Source organism: Pseudomonas sp. GG8 (assembly GCF_052976945.1).
Map to the genome: position 1 here is coordinate 3140649 of NZ_JBRIIP010000001.1, position 14749 is coordinate 3155397.

At 54.1% G+C, this 14749-nt stretch carries 20 protein-coding genes and 1 tRNA gene; 9 read left to right on the plus strand and 12 right to left on the minus strand.

Translation table 11 applies throughout. The features are described 5' to 3' along the window. Positions 1–199: 199 nt before the first annotated feature. Positions 200–952 carry a hypothetical protein gene (locus ACVBEG_RS15120; RefSeq protein WP_447107977.1) on the minus strand — a complete coding sequence of 251 codons (753 nt, stop codon included), beginning with the start codon at positions 950–952 and terminating at the stop codon, positions 200–202. 116 nt (positions 953–1068) lie between these two features. Here ACVBEG_RS15120 and ACVBEG_RS15125 point away from each other — a divergent pair, with 116 nt between their 5' ends. The 3 genes from ACVBEG_RS15125 (at position 1069) to ACVBEG_RS15135 (ending at position 3225) form a co-directional block, all read left to right on the plus strand. Then, the gene (locus ACVBEG_RS15125; protein WP_447107978.1) at positions 1069–1923 is read left to right on the plus strand and encodes a DNA adenine methylase; all 855 of its coding nucleotides are present in this window, start codon (positions 1069–1071) and stop codon (positions 1921–1923) included. 371 nt (positions 1924–2294) lie between these two features. Continuing rightward, the gene (locus ACVBEG_RS15130) at positions 2295–3002 is read left to right on the plus strand and encodes an HNH endonuclease signature motif containing protein (RefSeq protein ID WP_447107979.1); all 708 of its coding nucleotides are present in this window, start codon (positions 2295–2297) and stop codon (positions 3000–3002) included. Then, positions 2983–3225, plus strand: a complete 243-nt coding sequence (locus ACVBEG_RS15135; protein ID WP_447107980.1) for a hypothetical protein — start codon at positions 2983–2985, stop codon at positions 3223–3225. The genes ACVBEG_RS15130 and ACVBEG_RS15135 overlap by 20 nt, the downstream gene beginning before the upstream one ends. Before the next feature lie 57 nt (positions 3226–3282). On the opposite strand, the gene ACVBEG_RS15140 is transcribed toward ACVBEG_RS15135, so the two are convergent. Then, positions 3283–3561, minus strand: coding sequence for a hypothetical protein (locus ACVBEG_RS15140; RefSeq protein ID WP_447107981.1), 279 nt, complete (start codon positions 3559–3561; stop codon positions 3283–3285). 95 nt (positions 3562–3656) lie between these two features. Here ACVBEG_RS15140 and ACVBEG_RS15145 point away from each other — a divergent pair, with 95 nt between their 5' ends. From ACVBEG_RS15145 to ACVBEG_RS15155, 3 genes are all read left to right on the plus strand, one after another. Further along, a complete protein-coding gene (locus ACVBEG_RS15145) occupies positions 3657–4061 on the plus strand; it encodes a hypothetical protein (protein ID WP_447107982.1) in 405 nt (134 codons plus the stop codon). Between the two features lie 207 nt (positions 4062–4268). Continuing rightward, entirely contained in the window at positions 4269–4481 is a 213-nt protein-coding gene (locus ACVBEG_RS15150; RefSeq protein ID WP_447107983.1) for a hypothetical protein, read from the plus strand. Next, complete coding sequence (locus ACVBEG_RS15155) at positions 4481–5593, plus strand: phage integrase Arm DNA-binding domain-containing protein (RefSeq protein WP_447107984.1); 1113 nt, start codon at positions 4481–4483, stop codon at positions 5591–5593. The genes ACVBEG_RS15150 and ACVBEG_RS15155 overlap by 1 nt, the downstream gene beginning before the upstream one ends. Positions 5594–5682: 89 nt before the next feature. On the opposite strand, the gene ACVBEG_RS15160 is transcribed toward ACVBEG_RS15155, so the two are convergent. The 9 genes from ACVBEG_RS15160 to thrS all read right to left on the minus strand — a co-directional run bounded on the left by ACVBEG_RS15160 (position 5683) and on the right by thrS (position 13142). Further along, positions 5683–5759: transfer RNA gene (locus tag ACVBEG_RS15160), tRNA-Pro, on the minus strand. Between the two features lie 90 nt (positions 5760–5849). Then, on the minus strand, positions 5850–6206 hold the full coding sequence (locus ACVBEG_RS15165) for a MerR family transcriptional regulator (protein ID WP_219061984.1): 357 nt from the start codon (positions 6204–6206) through the stop codon (positions 5850–5852). After that, positions 6187–6489, minus strand: a complete 303-nt coding sequence (ihfA, locus tag ACVBEG_RS15170) for an integration host factor subunit alpha (RefSeq protein ID WP_002553164.1) — start codon at positions 6487–6489, stop codon at positions 6187–6189. Before ihfA ends, ACVBEG_RS15165 begins: the two co-directional genes overlap by 20 nt. A gap of 3 nt (positions 6490–6492) precedes the next feature. Continuing rightward, the gene (pheT, locus tag ACVBEG_RS15175; RefSeq protein ID WP_322178688.1) at positions 6493–8871 is read right to left on the minus strand and encodes a phenylalanine--tRNA ligase subunit beta; all 2379 of its coding nucleotides are present in this window, start codon (positions 8869–8871) and stop codon (positions 6493–6495) included. Between the two features lie 36 nt (positions 8872–8907). Next, complete coding sequence (pheS, locus tag ACVBEG_RS15180; RefSeq protein WP_322178687.1) at positions 8908–9924, minus strand: phenylalanine--tRNA ligase subunit alpha; 1017 nt, start codon at positions 9922–9924, stop codon at positions 8908–8910. A gap of 105 nt (positions 9925–10029) precedes the next feature. Then, a complete protein-coding gene (rplT, locus tag ACVBEG_RS15185) occupies positions 10030–10386 on the minus strand; it encodes a 50S ribosomal protein L20 (protein WP_047275143.1) in 357 nt (118 codons plus the stop codon). A gap of 28 nt (positions 10387–10414) precedes the next feature. Then, positions 10415–10609, minus strand: a complete 195-nt coding sequence (rpmI, locus tag ACVBEG_RS15190; protein ID WP_003442181.1) for a 50S ribosomal protein L35 — start codon at positions 10607–10609, stop codon at positions 10415–10417. Between the two features lie 59 nt (positions 10610–10668). Beyond that, entirely contained in the window at positions 10669–11220 is a 552-nt protein-coding gene (infC, locus tag ACVBEG_RS15195; RefSeq protein ID WP_172668659.1) for a translation initiation factor IF-3, read from the minus strand. Continuing rightward, entirely contained in the window at positions 11220–13142 is a 1923-nt protein-coding gene (gene thrS / locus ACVBEG_RS15200; RefSeq protein WP_322178686.1) for a threonine--tRNA ligase, read from the minus strand. Before thrS ends, infC begins: the two co-directional genes overlap by 1 nt. Before the next feature lie 365 nt (positions 13143–13507). On the opposite strand from thrS, the gene ACVBEG_RS15205 reads away from it, so the two are divergent. Genes ACVBEG_RS15205 through ACVBEG_RS15215 form a run of 3 tightly spaced genes read left to right on the plus strand, consistent with a single transcriptional unit; the run spans position 13508 to position 14302 of the window. Further along, positions 13508–13807: a hypothetical protein gene (locus ACVBEG_RS15205; protein ID WP_322178685.1), complete on the plus strand. Its 300-nt coding sequence runs from the start codon at positions 13508–13510 to the stop codon at positions 13805–13807. After that, positions 13782–14117: a hypothetical protein gene (locus tag ACVBEG_RS15210; RefSeq protein ID WP_322178684.1), complete on the plus strand. Its 336-nt coding sequence runs from the start codon at positions 13782–13784 to the stop codon at positions 14115–14117. The genes ACVBEG_RS15205 and ACVBEG_RS15210 overlap by 26 nt, the downstream gene beginning before the upstream one ends. Continuing rightward, positions 14090–14302, plus strand: coding sequence for a cold-shock protein (locus ACVBEG_RS15215; protein ID WP_322178683.1), 213 nt, complete (start codon positions 14090–14092; stop codon positions 14300–14302). The genes ACVBEG_RS15210 and ACVBEG_RS15215 overlap by 28 nt, the downstream gene beginning before the upstream one ends. Before the next feature lie 70 nt (positions 14303–14372). On the opposite strand, the gene ACVBEG_RS15220 is transcribed toward ACVBEG_RS15215, so the two are convergent. Then, entirely contained in the window at positions 14373–14690 is a 318-nt protein-coding gene (locus ACVBEG_RS15220; RefSeq protein WP_322178682.1) for an I78 family peptidase inhibitor, read from the minus strand. Between the last annotated feature and the right edge of the window lie 59 nt (positions 14691–14749).

Genomic DNA, 14749 nt, shown 5'->3' on the forward strand with positions numbered 1-14749 from the left:
CTGGTCATCCGTGATACGAAATACGCCTAGGCGAAAACGTAGCGCGGATGTTTCAGGATGAGAGCTTGGTAGATCTGAAGCACTATCCGGTTGGCGAAATCGTTAGTCCATCCGGACTGAAAACTTAAGTCATGCCGTAATAGAAAATCGTCATTGCAAAACTTGATACCAAGAACTTTAGAGTTAACTTTTCACTAAATCATAAAACAAACCCATCGTATAATTTCGATTGTTTAAATACGCCTTTATCAACACCATATTTTTTTGAAATCTCGATTAATGTCGATGCCAACCAAGGCTCCATAGTTGGCGACAAGTACACATCTGAAATTAACGTATTCACATTGACTTTCAAAGTCATATAAGAAAGCGCATCATCAAATATTACAGCGCGCACGCCATCACTGTTCTTGGAGCTGAGAGGATAGTGCCTGCACATCAATCTCACTTCGTTTTCATGAGTAAAACTTGCACGCTTTAGAAAAGCAGGAGCAAGCGTCATCCATGGGATAGTTATCGTCTCATCGTCGTAATCAATATACTCAACAGACCCAATAAAAACATCACCCTCACCATCAAGACTGTCTTTAATTCGACCTACAGTGCTTCTAATTGCCACACCCGATTCTCGACTACTATAGAGATCCCACATTGCCGCAGATTCGCTGTTATTTGCGTGCCAGCAATGAACAAACATACATTTTCTATTATGCTCAAGCATGAAGCGTTTTAGTTCATTAGATTCATCCTGCGAGGCCTTATCTATAGAGCGCAAGTATTTATCAAGTTGCTTTCTCGGCCAAACACCTTCCCACGGATCATCAAACCCATCCACCCGACACAAGAACAGCTCTTGACTGACTAAAAGTGAAAGATATTTCTCTATCGACATATAGCGCCATATAACCGTCGCATCTACAGGTGTTGAGATATCGTCGTGCTCTTTATACATATTAATTCTTACCTTTTCGGCTCCATGTCGGTCCAGAATAAATACGCCATTCGAAACCAAATAGCCACCACTGCCATATCCAGTTATGGAGAGTGGCGCCTGACTGGAAATCACCTATGACTATCACCGCGCCAGTCATCCGCTACCACGGTGCCAAGTTCCGGCTTGCGCCTTGGGTACTGCAACACTTCCCGCCGCATACCTGTTACGTCGAGTCATTCGGCGGTGCGGCCGGAGTGCTGATGCAAAAGCCTCGATCGTATGCTGAGGTGTACAACGACCTGGACGGCGACATCGTCAACCTGTTTCGCGTCCTGCAGGATCCGGTTTCGCGATCGGGACTCACCGAGCGTCTGGTGTTCACTCCCTACTCCCGCGAGGAATTCGAATTGTCCTGGGAGCCGAGCGCCGAGCCGATCGAACGGGCGCGTAGGACGATCATCCGCGCTCAGATGGGTTTCGGTTCAGCAGGTGCAACGAAGGGCGTCACCGGGTTTCGCATCGATACAAAGCGGCAGTACGGCACGGCCCAGTCGTTGTGGGCAACTTACCCGGAACAACTTTCCGAGGTTGGCCAGCGCCTGAGTGGTGTGCTGATTGAGAACCGACCCGCGATCGAGGTCATAGCTGCACATGACGGTCTGCAGACCTTGCACTACGTTGACCCGCCATACGTGCATGACACCAGGTACAAGGGCGCATCCAGCGGCAGATATTACAGACACGAAATGGACGATACCGCGCACCGTGAATTGCTTGGCGCTTTGCTCGAGCTAGAAGGAATGGTCGTACTGTCGGGATACCCGAGCGACCTATACGCTGAGTTGCTACCGGGCTGGACCAGCTACAGCACATCAGCGCGAATATCCGCCGGGCGAGGCACGGCAAACAGGACTGAATGCATTTGGTTAAACCCAGCTTGCATTGAGCGGGTCAGCCAGATCGGCCTGGATCTCGGCGAACGCGCCTGACCCACCCTCACCTATTGCGCCGAGAGCCGGCAGGTAACGCGCCGCACAATGGATATGCAGCGCGCCATCCGACATCAGCCTTTCTTACCTGACGGAGCATTGCCCCGATTTACGCCCGAAGGGCCTGGAGTTGTACTTGGCCAATTACCCCCTGGCCCCGGATGACTTGAAGGACCACGCGATGAGCCGCCGGCTCCTTTGCTCGCTCCACCAGAACCGCCTGAGCTTTTACCACTTCCACCTTTGGACATGATGATCTCCTCAATAATGGGAACTGCCCGTCAAGAGTAGGTCATCGCTAGCGCGCACCTGCGTCCCGCCTGTCCGGAGACCCCATTCAACGAATCACGCCACACCTGCGAGGCAATACTATGAGCCCTATTGCAGCGAGAGCCCTCGAGCGGGCGCGACAGCAACCGGCTGTCCCCGCTCCAGAACAAAAGACAAGGCCGCGGCGCTTCTGGACGACTGGAGAGGAAACTCGCCTCAAGACGCTCTATCCCGCAACGCCTATGCCGGAGCTGATCAAGTTGTTCGGCAGGCCAGACCGGGCAATCTATTCAAAGGCAAAGTTACTGGGCCTGAGGCGCTGCGACGAATATTTAGCGAGCGAGCACGCCTGCCGCCTTCGTCGCGGTGACAACACGGGAGAGGCAACGCGCTTCCGGAAAGGTGGTACGTCCTGGAACAAGGGTTTGCACTTTGTGTCCGGCGGCCGATCAGCCGAAACCCAATTCAACAAAGGGAATTTACCGCACAACCATGTTCCTGTCGGAACCGAAGTGATGGGTACGGACGGTTATCTCAAAGTGAAGGTAGCCGAGCCCAATCAATGGGAATGGACGCACCGTCGTAATTGGGAGGCGGCACATGGACCAATCGCTAAAGGGCTCGCCCTGGTGTTCAAGGATCGAAACCGCACGAACTGCGATGTCGACAACCTCGAGCTGCTGACGCGCAGTCAACTGATGCTACGCAATACCATTCACCGTTACCCGCCGGAACTCAAAGACACTATTCGCCAACTCGGCAAATTCAATAAAGCGATCGATGCCGCCCGTGAAAAACAAAATGACTGATCTGAGAAATCATCTTTTCGCCACGCTGGAAGCGCTGCAGGACCCCGAAAAACCCATGGATATCGAGCGTGCTCGAGCTGTCGCAGAAGTCGCCAAGGTCCTGGTGGACTCGGCAAAGGTGGAGGTCATGTTCATCAACGCCATGGATGGCGACGCGAAGACTACCGGATTTATTGAATCGGCCCGAGATCTTCCGCCACCAATTAGAGCTGCAGTGCAATAACCACACTCACCTATTGCACTGAAAGCCGTAGCACTATCATTTCAACGAATCACGCAACTACCTGACATCTACCCAACCAAGAACATCAGAAAGACCGGCATAGAGACTAATCAGTTTGGATGCCAGGTCAATGCCATGCAGCTTTGCATCTCTGAAGGTCTGCCACTCGCCAGTCGTTTCGCCGAGTTTTGCGTAACTCTCTCCATCCTTCACCCAAATAATAATTCCGATAGGCGCCACTTTTTGTGGCTCCCCCCAGATGAAGTCAATCCTTGTTTGCTCTCCAGTTGGGTGGATGTAATCAACCGGATAAGGCCTTCCTGCATCTGAATGCATATCGATCTCCCTAATCTGGATCCAATCTGAATTACATCAATAGACCACAACCTAAAATCACGCCAGTCCGGGCATGACCCGGCTTAGGACGCCCCATGCCCACAGAAAACAGTAATACAGAATCAACTGATATCCGCGCCATCGTCACCGATGCCCTGATCGGCATGATAGCCACCGTCACAGGTCTGGTGCCGCCGGCTAACACGGCGCCGCCTCATTTCATTCAGGCTGCTATTGATCGGGCTGTTGATCGCATCGCCCACCGTCTAGGTGAGCCAGAAAAGTTTATCTATCCGGCCGTTTCGACATGGCCTGAATGGGCCAGATGGATTGGTCTCGATGCAACCGGTTACTGGGTGTTTTACGAGAACAAGCCGGAGACGACCGAAGTCGGAAGGATTCCGCAAGGTGGGCAATGGGGCAGGCCGCGTCTAGCCGAGGCGCAGCGGGGGTGGGCTGAAATGCTTTATGAGCGGCCGACGCAACTGGTTCGCGGATGACCTATCAAGTCTACTTTTCTCCGCAATACGGCAACCGCGGCGGCTGGTACGCCTGCACAGTCGATCAGTTCGGAGTATGGCGCTGCAACGGGATGTACATGCCTGCGCCCAGCGCTGACCGAATCAAGTAACCCCCTCCCACCTTCTGCCGCCATAGGGCGGCTGGAGATACACTTTTTAGCGCCCCGGACGGGGGTGAGGTATGAAATGAAGCGCGAACTGATCAAGATCAGCGAGTTTCAGCGCAGACGCTGGGGATCAAATGGAACCCCGCAATGCCCCCAGGCAATTCGCAACCACATCCGAAATGGCGCAGTCCCCGGCGAGCAGATCGGGAAGCTCTGGTACGTTGACTGGACTGCATTCAACAAGTCCAGCGGTAACGACCTAGTCGCGATGGTATTGAAAGGAGCTGCATAATGTCCCCAAGGCCGCGCAACGCTGCGAACAAGAGCCTTCCGCAGAATCTGTACTTCGATGCGCGGCGCTCGACCTACCGTTATCGTCGGCCTACCGACGGCAAGTGGTTTCAATTCGGCGCCGACCGTATCAAAGCTATCGACGCCGCAAAACAACTGAACCTGGAGTTTATGCGCGGTGCAGATCTAGTCGGCGCCGTGATGGGCAGTTCATCAGACTCTTTTGCAGGTTTTTTGGATAAGTACGAAGCGGAGGTCCTGCCGCCCCGCGAGCTGGCCAAGGGTACGCTCGGGCTGTACGCCGTTCACTTCAGGCGCTTCAGGAAACAGTTCGAAGGCAAAGCCGTTGACCAGATATCGATTCGCATGGTCGCGGAGATGCTGGACGCACTCACACCGCGCACCGCTAACCAGTGCCGTGCACTGCTGAGCGACATCTTCAACCACGCCGCGGCCAAGGGCCTATGCCCGGATAACCCGGCAGCGAGCACGATCAATCGCATCGAGAAGAAACTGCGCAAGCGCCATACCGTCGAGGGACTGAAAGCCATCCGGGAGAAATCGCCTGCCTGGCTGCAGAACGCAATCGACTTGGCGCTGATCACAGCCCAGCGGCGCACCGACATTCTGGACATGCGGTTTGACGGAGTGCGGGAGTGCCACCTGTACGTGGTGCAGAAGAAAACGGCCAAGGCCACTGACGCAGCATGGATTCGCTTTCGGGTGACGCCGGAGTTGCAGGTAGTCATCAGCCGGTGCCGCGACGATGTTGTCTCGCCTTATCTGGTGCACCGCAAGCCGGATCGTCTGAAACAGAAGCAGGCGCAAACCAAGGACCACTGGACGAAGGTTGAAGAAAGGTATTTGACTCGAGCATTCAAGGAAGCCCGGGAGGCGGCAGAATGCTACAAGGGATGGAAGGAAGAAGAGATGCCTGGCTTTCACGAAGTGCGAGCGCTGTCGCTGCACCTGTACAAGAAAGCCGGAAAGGATGGGCAGAAAATTGCGGGGCATGCGAGCGAGGGCATGACCAAAAACTACCAGCGTGACCATGAGGAAATCGTCTGGTCGGAGGCGATTCCGGACCTGAATATCAGCGAAATCACGGGGTAGTTTTGCGCCAGTTTTGCGCGGGTTTTGCGCAGGCACAAAAAAGCCGATCTATCTGATCGGCTCAAGTGCCTGATTTTAACCAGTAAATATGGTCGGGACGGAGTGATTCGAACACTCGACCCCTAGCACCCCATGCTAGTGCGCTACCGGACTGCGCTACGCCCCGACTAGGCGTGAATCTATTATCGCAACCTGCGAAAAACGATTAGAAATATACCCTAACCGTTTGAATTATGGAAGTATCTGGACAACCGATTCACTTGCGCAATACCACCAATACATCTTCCAGCTCTGAAATCATCTGGTGGATCATTTGCTTGTATTGCGTGGTGTCGTCCTTTGCCTCATCACTGGACATGCGCAAACGCGCACCGCCGATGGTGAAGCCCTGCTCATAGAGCAAAGCGCGGATCTGTCGGATCATCAGCACATCCTGTCGCTGATAATACCGGCGGTTTCCGCGTCGCTTGACCGGATTGAGTTGAGGAAACTCCTGCTCCCAATAACGCAGAACGTGCGGTTTTACCGCGCAGAGCTCACTGACTTCACCGATGGTGAAGTAGCGTTTGCCTGGAATGGGCGGTAGCTCGTCGTTATGACTTGGTTCCAGCATAAGCCTCAACTCGGGCCTTCAACTTCTGCCCTGGACGAAAGGTGACCACACGGCGAGCCGTAATCGGGATTTCTTCTCCCGTCTTTGGATTTCTACCAGGCCGCTGGCGTTTATCGCGCAGATCGAAATTGCCAAAACCGGACAATTTGACCTGCTCGTTATCTTCCAGAGCGTGCCTGATTTCCTCAAAGAAAAGCTCTACCAGTTCCTTGGCTTCTCGTTTGTTCAGGCCTAGCTCTTCATACAGACGTTCGGCCATCTCAGCTTTCGTCAGAGCCCCCATACGCTACTTCCTTAACGTGGCGTTTAACCTTTCCTCGAGCGAGGTGAGGATTTTATGCGTCGTCGCATTTACCTCATCGTCATTAAGAGTGCGCGATGGATGCTGCCAGGTCAAGCCAACTGCTAGGCTTTTTCTATGCGGATCAATGCCTTTACCCTGATACACGTCAAATAGCCTGAGGTCCGTGAGCCATTCGCCTGCGTTTTCACGAATAACATCCAGCACCGCCGCTGCCGGAACATCACGATCAGCTACTAAAGCAAGGTCCCGACGAACTTCCGGGAAGCGCGAAAGCTCCTGGAATTTCGGCAAACGACCTTGAGCCACTTCCGCCAGCACCAGCTCAAAAACGAAAACCGGACGGTCCAGACCCAAGGTTTTCACCAATTCTGGATGGAGCGCACCCACATACCCAACTTCCCGACCATCACGCTCAATGCGAGCGGTCTGGCCTGGGTGCAGCGCGGGATGATGCCCCGGCGTGAAGCTGAACGCTTCCAGCGCACCGGCGAAACCGAGCACTGCTTCGACGTCGGCTTTGACATCAAAGAAATCAATCGCATCATGGCCTTGTGCCCAACCTTCAGGCAGTCGGCTGCCACAAATGACACCAGCAAGCATTGGCTCTTGCTTCAAACCTTCCAATTGACCGACAAACCGCAGACCGCTTTCAAACATGCGCACACGATCTTGCTGGCGATTGAGGTTGTACTGCAGGGCCTTGACCAGACCTGGCCACAAAGAAGAACGCATGGCTGCCATGTCGACCGAAATCGGGTTGGCCAAGAGCAGAGGCTCTACGCCCGGATTGAACAGCGCGAACCATTTTGGATCAATAAAGCTGTAGGTGATCGCTTCCTGATAACCACGGGCAACCAACAAGCGACGAAGCGCAGGCAGATCACCCTGCGCTTCCGCCTTGGCTTGAGGCGCCAGGCGTGCCTGCGGGTAACGAACCGGCAGGCGGTTGTAGCCATACAGCCGCGCCAGCTCTTCGATCAAGTCGACTTCCAGACTGATATCGAAGCGATGGCTTGGTACTTCTACCCGCCATTGCCCAGCTGATTCAGAGGAAACCTTCAGATCAAGACCGGTGAGCAGGCGCTCGACCTCAGCCGAATCCATTTCCATGCCCAGCATCTGGCTGATCCGTTCAGCGCGAAGAATGACCGGAGCAACCGAAGGCAGATACTGTTCGCTGACAGCTTCTACGATCGGACCCGCTTCGCCGCCAGTTATTTCCAGCAACAAGCCTGTCGCCCGCTCCATGGCTTCGCGTGCAAGCTGCCAGTCCACACCGCGCTCGTAACGGTGAGAAGCATCCGTGTGCAAGCCATAAGAGCGCGCTTTGCCAGCGACCATAATGGTGTCGAAGAACGCGCTCTCCAGAAAAATATCGTGAGTCTTGGCGCTGACGCCACTGTGTTCGCCCCCCATAACGCCGGCAATGGCCAAAGCGCGCTGATGGTCCGCGATCACCAGGGTGTCGGCACGCAGGCTGACTTCCTGACCGTCGAGCAGAACAAGCTTCTCGCCATCTTCTGCCATGCGGACGCGTATGCCGCCGTTGATTTCAGCCAGGTCGAATGCGTGCAGCGGCTGACCCAGTTCGAGCATCACATAGTTAGTGATATCGACTGCGGCATCAATGCTGCGCACATCGGAACGACGCAAACGCTCCACCATCCACAGCGGCGTCGGACGGGACAGATCCACGTTGCGCACCACGCGGCCCAGATAACGTGGGCAAGCAGCAGGCGCCAGCACCTCGATAGGACGCACTTCGTCGTGCACAACTGGCACTACAGCCACCTGAGGACGTTTGACTTCAGTGGCGTACAACGCGCCCACTTCCCGTGCCAGACCGGCTACCGACAGACAATCGCCGCGATTAGGCGTCAGATCGACTTCAATGCTCGCATCGTCCAACTCAAGGTAAACACGAATATCCTGACCCACTGGCGCATCGGCAGGCAGCTCCATCAAGCCATCGTTGCCCTCGCCCACTTGCAGCTCGGCTGCGGAGCACAGCATGCCGTTCGACTCAACGCCACGCAGCTTGGCTTTCTTGATCTTGAAATCGCCGGGCAGTTGAGCCCCAATCATGGCAAACGGAATTTTCAAACCAGGACGCACGTTGGGCGCGCCACACACGACCTGAAAGGTCTCTGCGCCATTGCTTACTTGGCACACACGCAGCTTGTCGGCGTCTGGATGCTGTTCGGTGCTCAGCACCTCGCCTACCACCACGCCAGTGAATTCACCGGCGGCCAGCGTAACGCTGTCAACCTCAAGACCGGCCATAGACAGACGAGCGACCAGCTCGTCGCGGGAAACTGGCGGGCTTACCCAGCCACGCAGCCATTGTTCACTGAATTTCATCCTGCTCTCCAAATAGATTCGTTACGGGCGTGCGACCTAGCGAAATTGCGCGAGGAACCGCAAGTCGTTGTCGAAGAACAGACGCAAATCATTGACGCCGTAACGCAGCATGGCCAAACGTTCAACACCCATACCGAAAGCGAATCCCTGGAATTCTTCAGGATCTATGCCGGACATACGCAGTACGTTCGGATGGACCATCCCGCAACCCAGGACTTCCAGCCAGCCAGTTTGCTTGCACACACGGCAGCCTTTGCCGCTGCACATGACGCACTGGATATCGACCTCAGCCGATGGCTCGGTGAACGGGAAAAAGGACGGACGGAAACGCACCGCCAGTTCTTTTTCGAAGAACACTCGCAAGAACTCTTCGATCGTGCCCTTGAGATCAGCGAAGTTGATATCGCGATCAATCAGCAAGCCTTCGACCTGATGGAACATCGGCGAATGGGTGATATCCGAATCACAGCGATAAACCCGGCCCGGGCAAACGATGCGAATAGGCGGTTGTTGCGTTTCCATGGTCCGCACTTGCACCGGAGAGGTGTGGGTGCGCAGCAGCATGCTCGCATTGAAATAGAAGGTGTCATGCATCGCCCGCGCCGGATGGTGGCCAGGGATGTTGAGCGCTTCGAAATTGTGGTGATCGTCTTCGACCTCGGGGCCTTCGGCGATGCCGTAGCCAATATGAGTGAAGAATTGCTCGATCCGCTCCAGCGTTCGGGTAATCGGATGCAGCCCACCCGAGGTCTGACCACGTCCCGGCAGGGTCACGTCAATGCACTCCGCCGCGAGCCTGGCGGTCAGTTCCGCCTGCTCCAACGACGCTTTACGCGCATTGAGAACCTCTGTGACACGCTCCTTGGCGAGATTGATGAGTGCGCCGACTTGCGGACGCTCTTCAGCAGGCAAATTACCCAGGGTCTTCATCACCTGAGTCAACTCACCCTTTTTACCAAGGAAGTGAACCCGGATTTGCTCCAGGGCATTGATATCTTCAGCGTGTTGCACGGCCTCAAGTGCTTGAGAGACCAGCGCATCCAGGTTTTCCATTTACAGACTCCAGATACGAAATAGGGGAAGAGCTTAAAAGGCTCTTCCCCTATTTATGACGTTTAACACCGAACCCGGAAACCGGGCCCGGTGATTGTCGGGGACTTAGGCCAAAGTGGCTTTAGCTTTCTCGACAATCGCAGCAAACGCCGCTTTTTCGTTCACTGCCAGATCAGCCAGAACCTTACGGTCGATCTCAATGGACGCTTTTTTCAGACCGGCGATGAAACGGCTGTAGGACAGACCGTTAATACGAGCACCAGCGTTGATACGAGCGATCCACAAAGCGCGGAACTGACGTTTTTTCTGACGACGGTCACGGTAGGCGTACTGGCCTGCCTTGATTACCGCTTGCTTGGCTACACGGAATACGCGTGAACGCGCGCCGTAGTAACCTTTAGCCAGTTTCAGAATTTTTTTGTGACGTTTACGGGCGACTACGCCACGCTTTACACGAGCCATGATCTATTTCCTCTATTCTTGACCAAAATTAGCAAAGGCGCAGCATGCGCTTCACTTTTGCCACGTCAGACGGATGCAGCAAGCTGCTACCGCGCAATTGACGCTTACGCTTGGTGGACATTTTGGTCAGAATGTGGCTTTTGAAAGCATGCTTGTGCTTGATGCCATTAGCGGTTTTCAAGAACCGCTTAGCTGCACCACTCTTCGTTTTCATCTTTGGCATGTTCGGTACTCCGCATTCAGTTGATAAACATAACCGCAAGGCCTGCCGTGCCCTGGTGGTTACTTCTTCTTTTTCGGGGCGATGACCATGATCAGTTGGCGTCCTTCCATCTTAGGATGCTGTTCGACCGAACCGTATTCAAGCAAGTCACCTTCAACCCGCTTCAACAGTTCCATCCCCAGCTCCTGGTGGGCCATCTCACGACCACGGAATCTTAACGATACCTTGGCCCTGTCCCCATCACTCAGGAAACGTACCAGGTTGCGCAGTTTTACCTGGTAATCCCCTTCCTCCGTCCCTGGACGAAACTTGATTTCTTTAACCTGAATCTGCTTCTGGTTTTTCTTCGCAGCGGCAACCTGTTTCTTCTTCTCGAAGATCGATTTGCCGTAGTCCATCAGCTTACAAACAGGGGGTACTGCATCGGCGGAAATTTCCACCAAATCCAGTTTGGCCTCTTCAGCCTTAAGAAGCGCGTCTTCAATTGACACAATCCCAAGCTGCTCACCCTCAGCCCCAATTAACCGAACCTCGCGTGCCGAGATATTCTCGTTGATCGGGGCCTTCGGTGCAGCTCGTTTATCTTGTCTCATTTCACGCTTAATAATAATTACTCCGAATCATGGCGACCACGCCGGGAAACCGCTTGAGCGAGAAATTCAGCGAATTGTGCGACCGGCATCGAGCCTAGGTCAGCACCTTCACGTGTCCGCACAGCGACAGTTTGCATTTCGACTTCCCGATCTCCAATCACCAAGAGATAAGGAACCTTGAGCAAAGTATGCTCGCGGATTTTAAAGCCGATCTTTTCATTTCTCAAGTCAGACTTGGCACGAAACCCGCTTTGAGCGAGAGTTTTTTCCACTTCAAGGGCAAAATCTGCCTGTTTATCAGTGATATTGAGGATCACTGCTTGAGTGGGTGCCAACCAGGCCGGGAAAGCGCCTTCGTAATGCTCGATCAAAATACCGATGAAACGCTCGAAGGAACCGAGTATCGCACGGTGCAACATGACCGGGTGCTTGCGACTGTTATCTTCCGAGACATACTCGGCGCCCAAACGGATCGGCAAGTTGAAATCGAGTTGCAATGTACCGCATTGCCATACCCGACCCAGACAATCTTTTAGCGAAAATTCAATCTTGGGGCCATAAAAGGCACCCTCGCCCGGCTGCAGATCATACGGCAAACCAGCGCTGTCGAGTGCGGCCGCCAATGCGCTTTCGGCGCGATCCCACAACTCGTCGGAACCTACGCGCTTCTCGGGACGCGTGGACAGCTTGAGCTCGATGTCCTTGAAGCCAAAGTCAGCGTACACGTCCAGCGTCAATTTGATGAACGCGGCGGATTCTGCCTGCATCTGCTCTTCAGTACAGAAGATGTGAGCATCATCCTGAGTGAAAGCACGCACACGCATGATACCGTGCAATGCACCTGATGGCTCATTGCGGTGGCAAGCACCGAACTCCGCCAGACGCATCGGCAACTCGCGATAGCTTTTCAAGCCCTGATTGAATACCTGTACGTGGCACGGGCAGTTCATCGGCTTGATGGCGTAGTCGCGGTTCTCGGACTCGGTGGTGAACATGTTGTCGGCATAGTTAGCCCAGTGACCGGACTTTTCCCACAGGGAACGATCGACCACTTGTGGAGTTTTGATCTCCAGATAACCGTTCTCGTGCTGAACCTTGCGCATGTATTGCTCAAGAACCTGGTACAGGGTCCAGCCGTTCGGATGCCAGAATACCATACCCGGCGCTTCTTCCTGGGTGTGGAACAACCCCAAACGCTTGCCAAGCTTGCGATGATCGCGCTTTTCAGCTTCTTCGATCCGCTGGACATAGGCAGCCAATTGCTTCTTGTCTGCCCAGGCCGTGCCATAGATTCGCTGCAACTGCTCGTTCTTGGCATCACCGCGCCAGTAGGCGCCAGACAGCTTGGTCAGCTTGAACGATTTCAGGAAGCGCGTATTCGGCACGTGCGGACCACGGCACATGTCGACGTATTCTTCGTGATAGTACAGACCCATGGTCTGTTGATCGGGCATGTCTTCGATGAGACGCAGCTTGTAGTCTTCATCGCGAGCAGTGAACACTTCGATCACTTCGGCGCGCGGAGTGACTTTCTTGATGACGTCGTAATCTTTTTCGATCAGCTGCTGCATACGCTGCTCAATCGCCGACAAATCGTCGAGCGTGAACGGACGCTCATAAGCGATATCGTAATAAAAGCCTTCGTCGATTACCGGACCGATGACCATTTTGGCCGTCGGGAACAACTGCTTGACTGCATGACCGACCAAGTGAGCGCAAGAGTGGCGAATGATCTCAAGCCCCTCCTGATCTTTGGGCGTGATGATCTGCAGGCTGACGTCGCCGTCGATTAGATCGCTGGCATCGACCAGCTGGCCATTGACCTTGCCAGCCACGGTGGCTTTAGCCAGGCCAGCGCCAATGGATAGCGCGACTTCGGCTACGGAAACCGGATGATCGAATGAACGCTGACTGCCGTCGGGAAGAGTAATGGTGGGCATGGCGCCTCCTCTCCTAGTGGTGACCCCTACCAAAGGTCACGTGGGTTGGGATGAGCCAGTACAAGATCCGGTGGTATGCCTGCCTCACAGTGGCAGGAGCCCTAGGGCCAACCGTTTAACCGAACCAGAGTGACTGGAGTGAAAATAAAATAGCTACAGGTGCGACCTGTCGAGAAACCCTTGAGACGTCGCGGATGTTCAGGCGCCGCATGTTATCACACATGTTTGACAACAGCACTTCAACTTGAGCCCAATCGGTTGCCGCGAACAAATGAAATGATCCGGTGAACTTGAGGCGACCAACACCCCTCAAATAATGAGTGGATGTTGTGACACAGCCCCCTCATTACAAGGAGCATTCAACCATGCGTCTTTATCGCTTACTCACTCTCGCCGCCCCTATCGCCATGTTGTTGCCCCTGAGCGCCCAAGCCGCCTGGCCCCCTGGCGCGCGCGATCAGTACATGAACGAGTGCATCGCCACCGCCACTCAAAGTGTCGATAAGGCCACCGCCCAGACGCATTGCACCTGCGGCGCGAACGTCATCGAGAAAAAATTCAGTACGGCAGAGACGAAGGAGTTAAACAGCCAGACTGCCGAAGGCGGGGCGTTACGTGCGAGATTGCTAAAAGAAATCGATGCGTCCTGCACAGCCAAAAAATAAACGTGACAGCTTGGCAAAACTGGAAATCCCCGGCCAATTTCAGCCATTTCCCGACAGTCCAAACAGCAAAAATGGATTTTTTTTACGAGTGACTGAAATTGGCCGCAAGCAAGATAAATCAAGGCCTCCGGGCGCATTAGCCAATGAGCGGAGCGTATTGCTTTCGCAAACTGTTTTGCGAAAGACTTCTACATCCAAACATTTCGACTATGATAGCCCGGTGTGCCCAGTTGGCCTGAGCAGCACAGCACTACTGAAAAATTATGTTCTTGGAGATACACCATGTCTAATCGCCAAAACGGCACCGTAAAATGGTTCAACGATGAAAAAGGCTTCGGCTTTATCACTCCTGCAAACGGCGGTGACGACCTGTTCGTACACTTCAAAGCTATCGAAAGCGACGGTTTCAAAAGCCTGAAAGAAGGCCAAGCCGTTTCCTTCGTACCTGAAAAAGGCCAGAAGGGCATGCAAGCTGCTCAGGTTCGCGCGGAGTAATTTCCCCGGACTAAAAAAACCCCGTCCATGTGACGGGGTTTTTTATGGGCAAGACAAAGGTCTCGTGCATTCAGCCGCAGTTGACTCGAGTGATGATCGAGCGGTCATCTGCGTTCAGATTCAAGCGATCCGACCTGTATTCCAGCGTGACCATGTCACTGGGCTTAAGCACGCGGGCATTCTGCGCACCCGACTTGACGCGAGCCTGTTCCAGCAGTTCCGCGGAGGCCTTCTGACCAATGGCAAATTCTGCTGCAGCTGCATTGCATCGGCCAGCCCCTGCTTCAGCCGCCGAAACCACAGGCTCTTTGGGCTCGGACATACTGCTGCACCCAGACAGCACGAGCGCAGCGATAACGGAACCCAATGATGCGAACTTCCAAGGCATATGCGACCTCCTCACTAAATAAATATTAACCAGAACATGTGCGACAACGGTTGCGATGC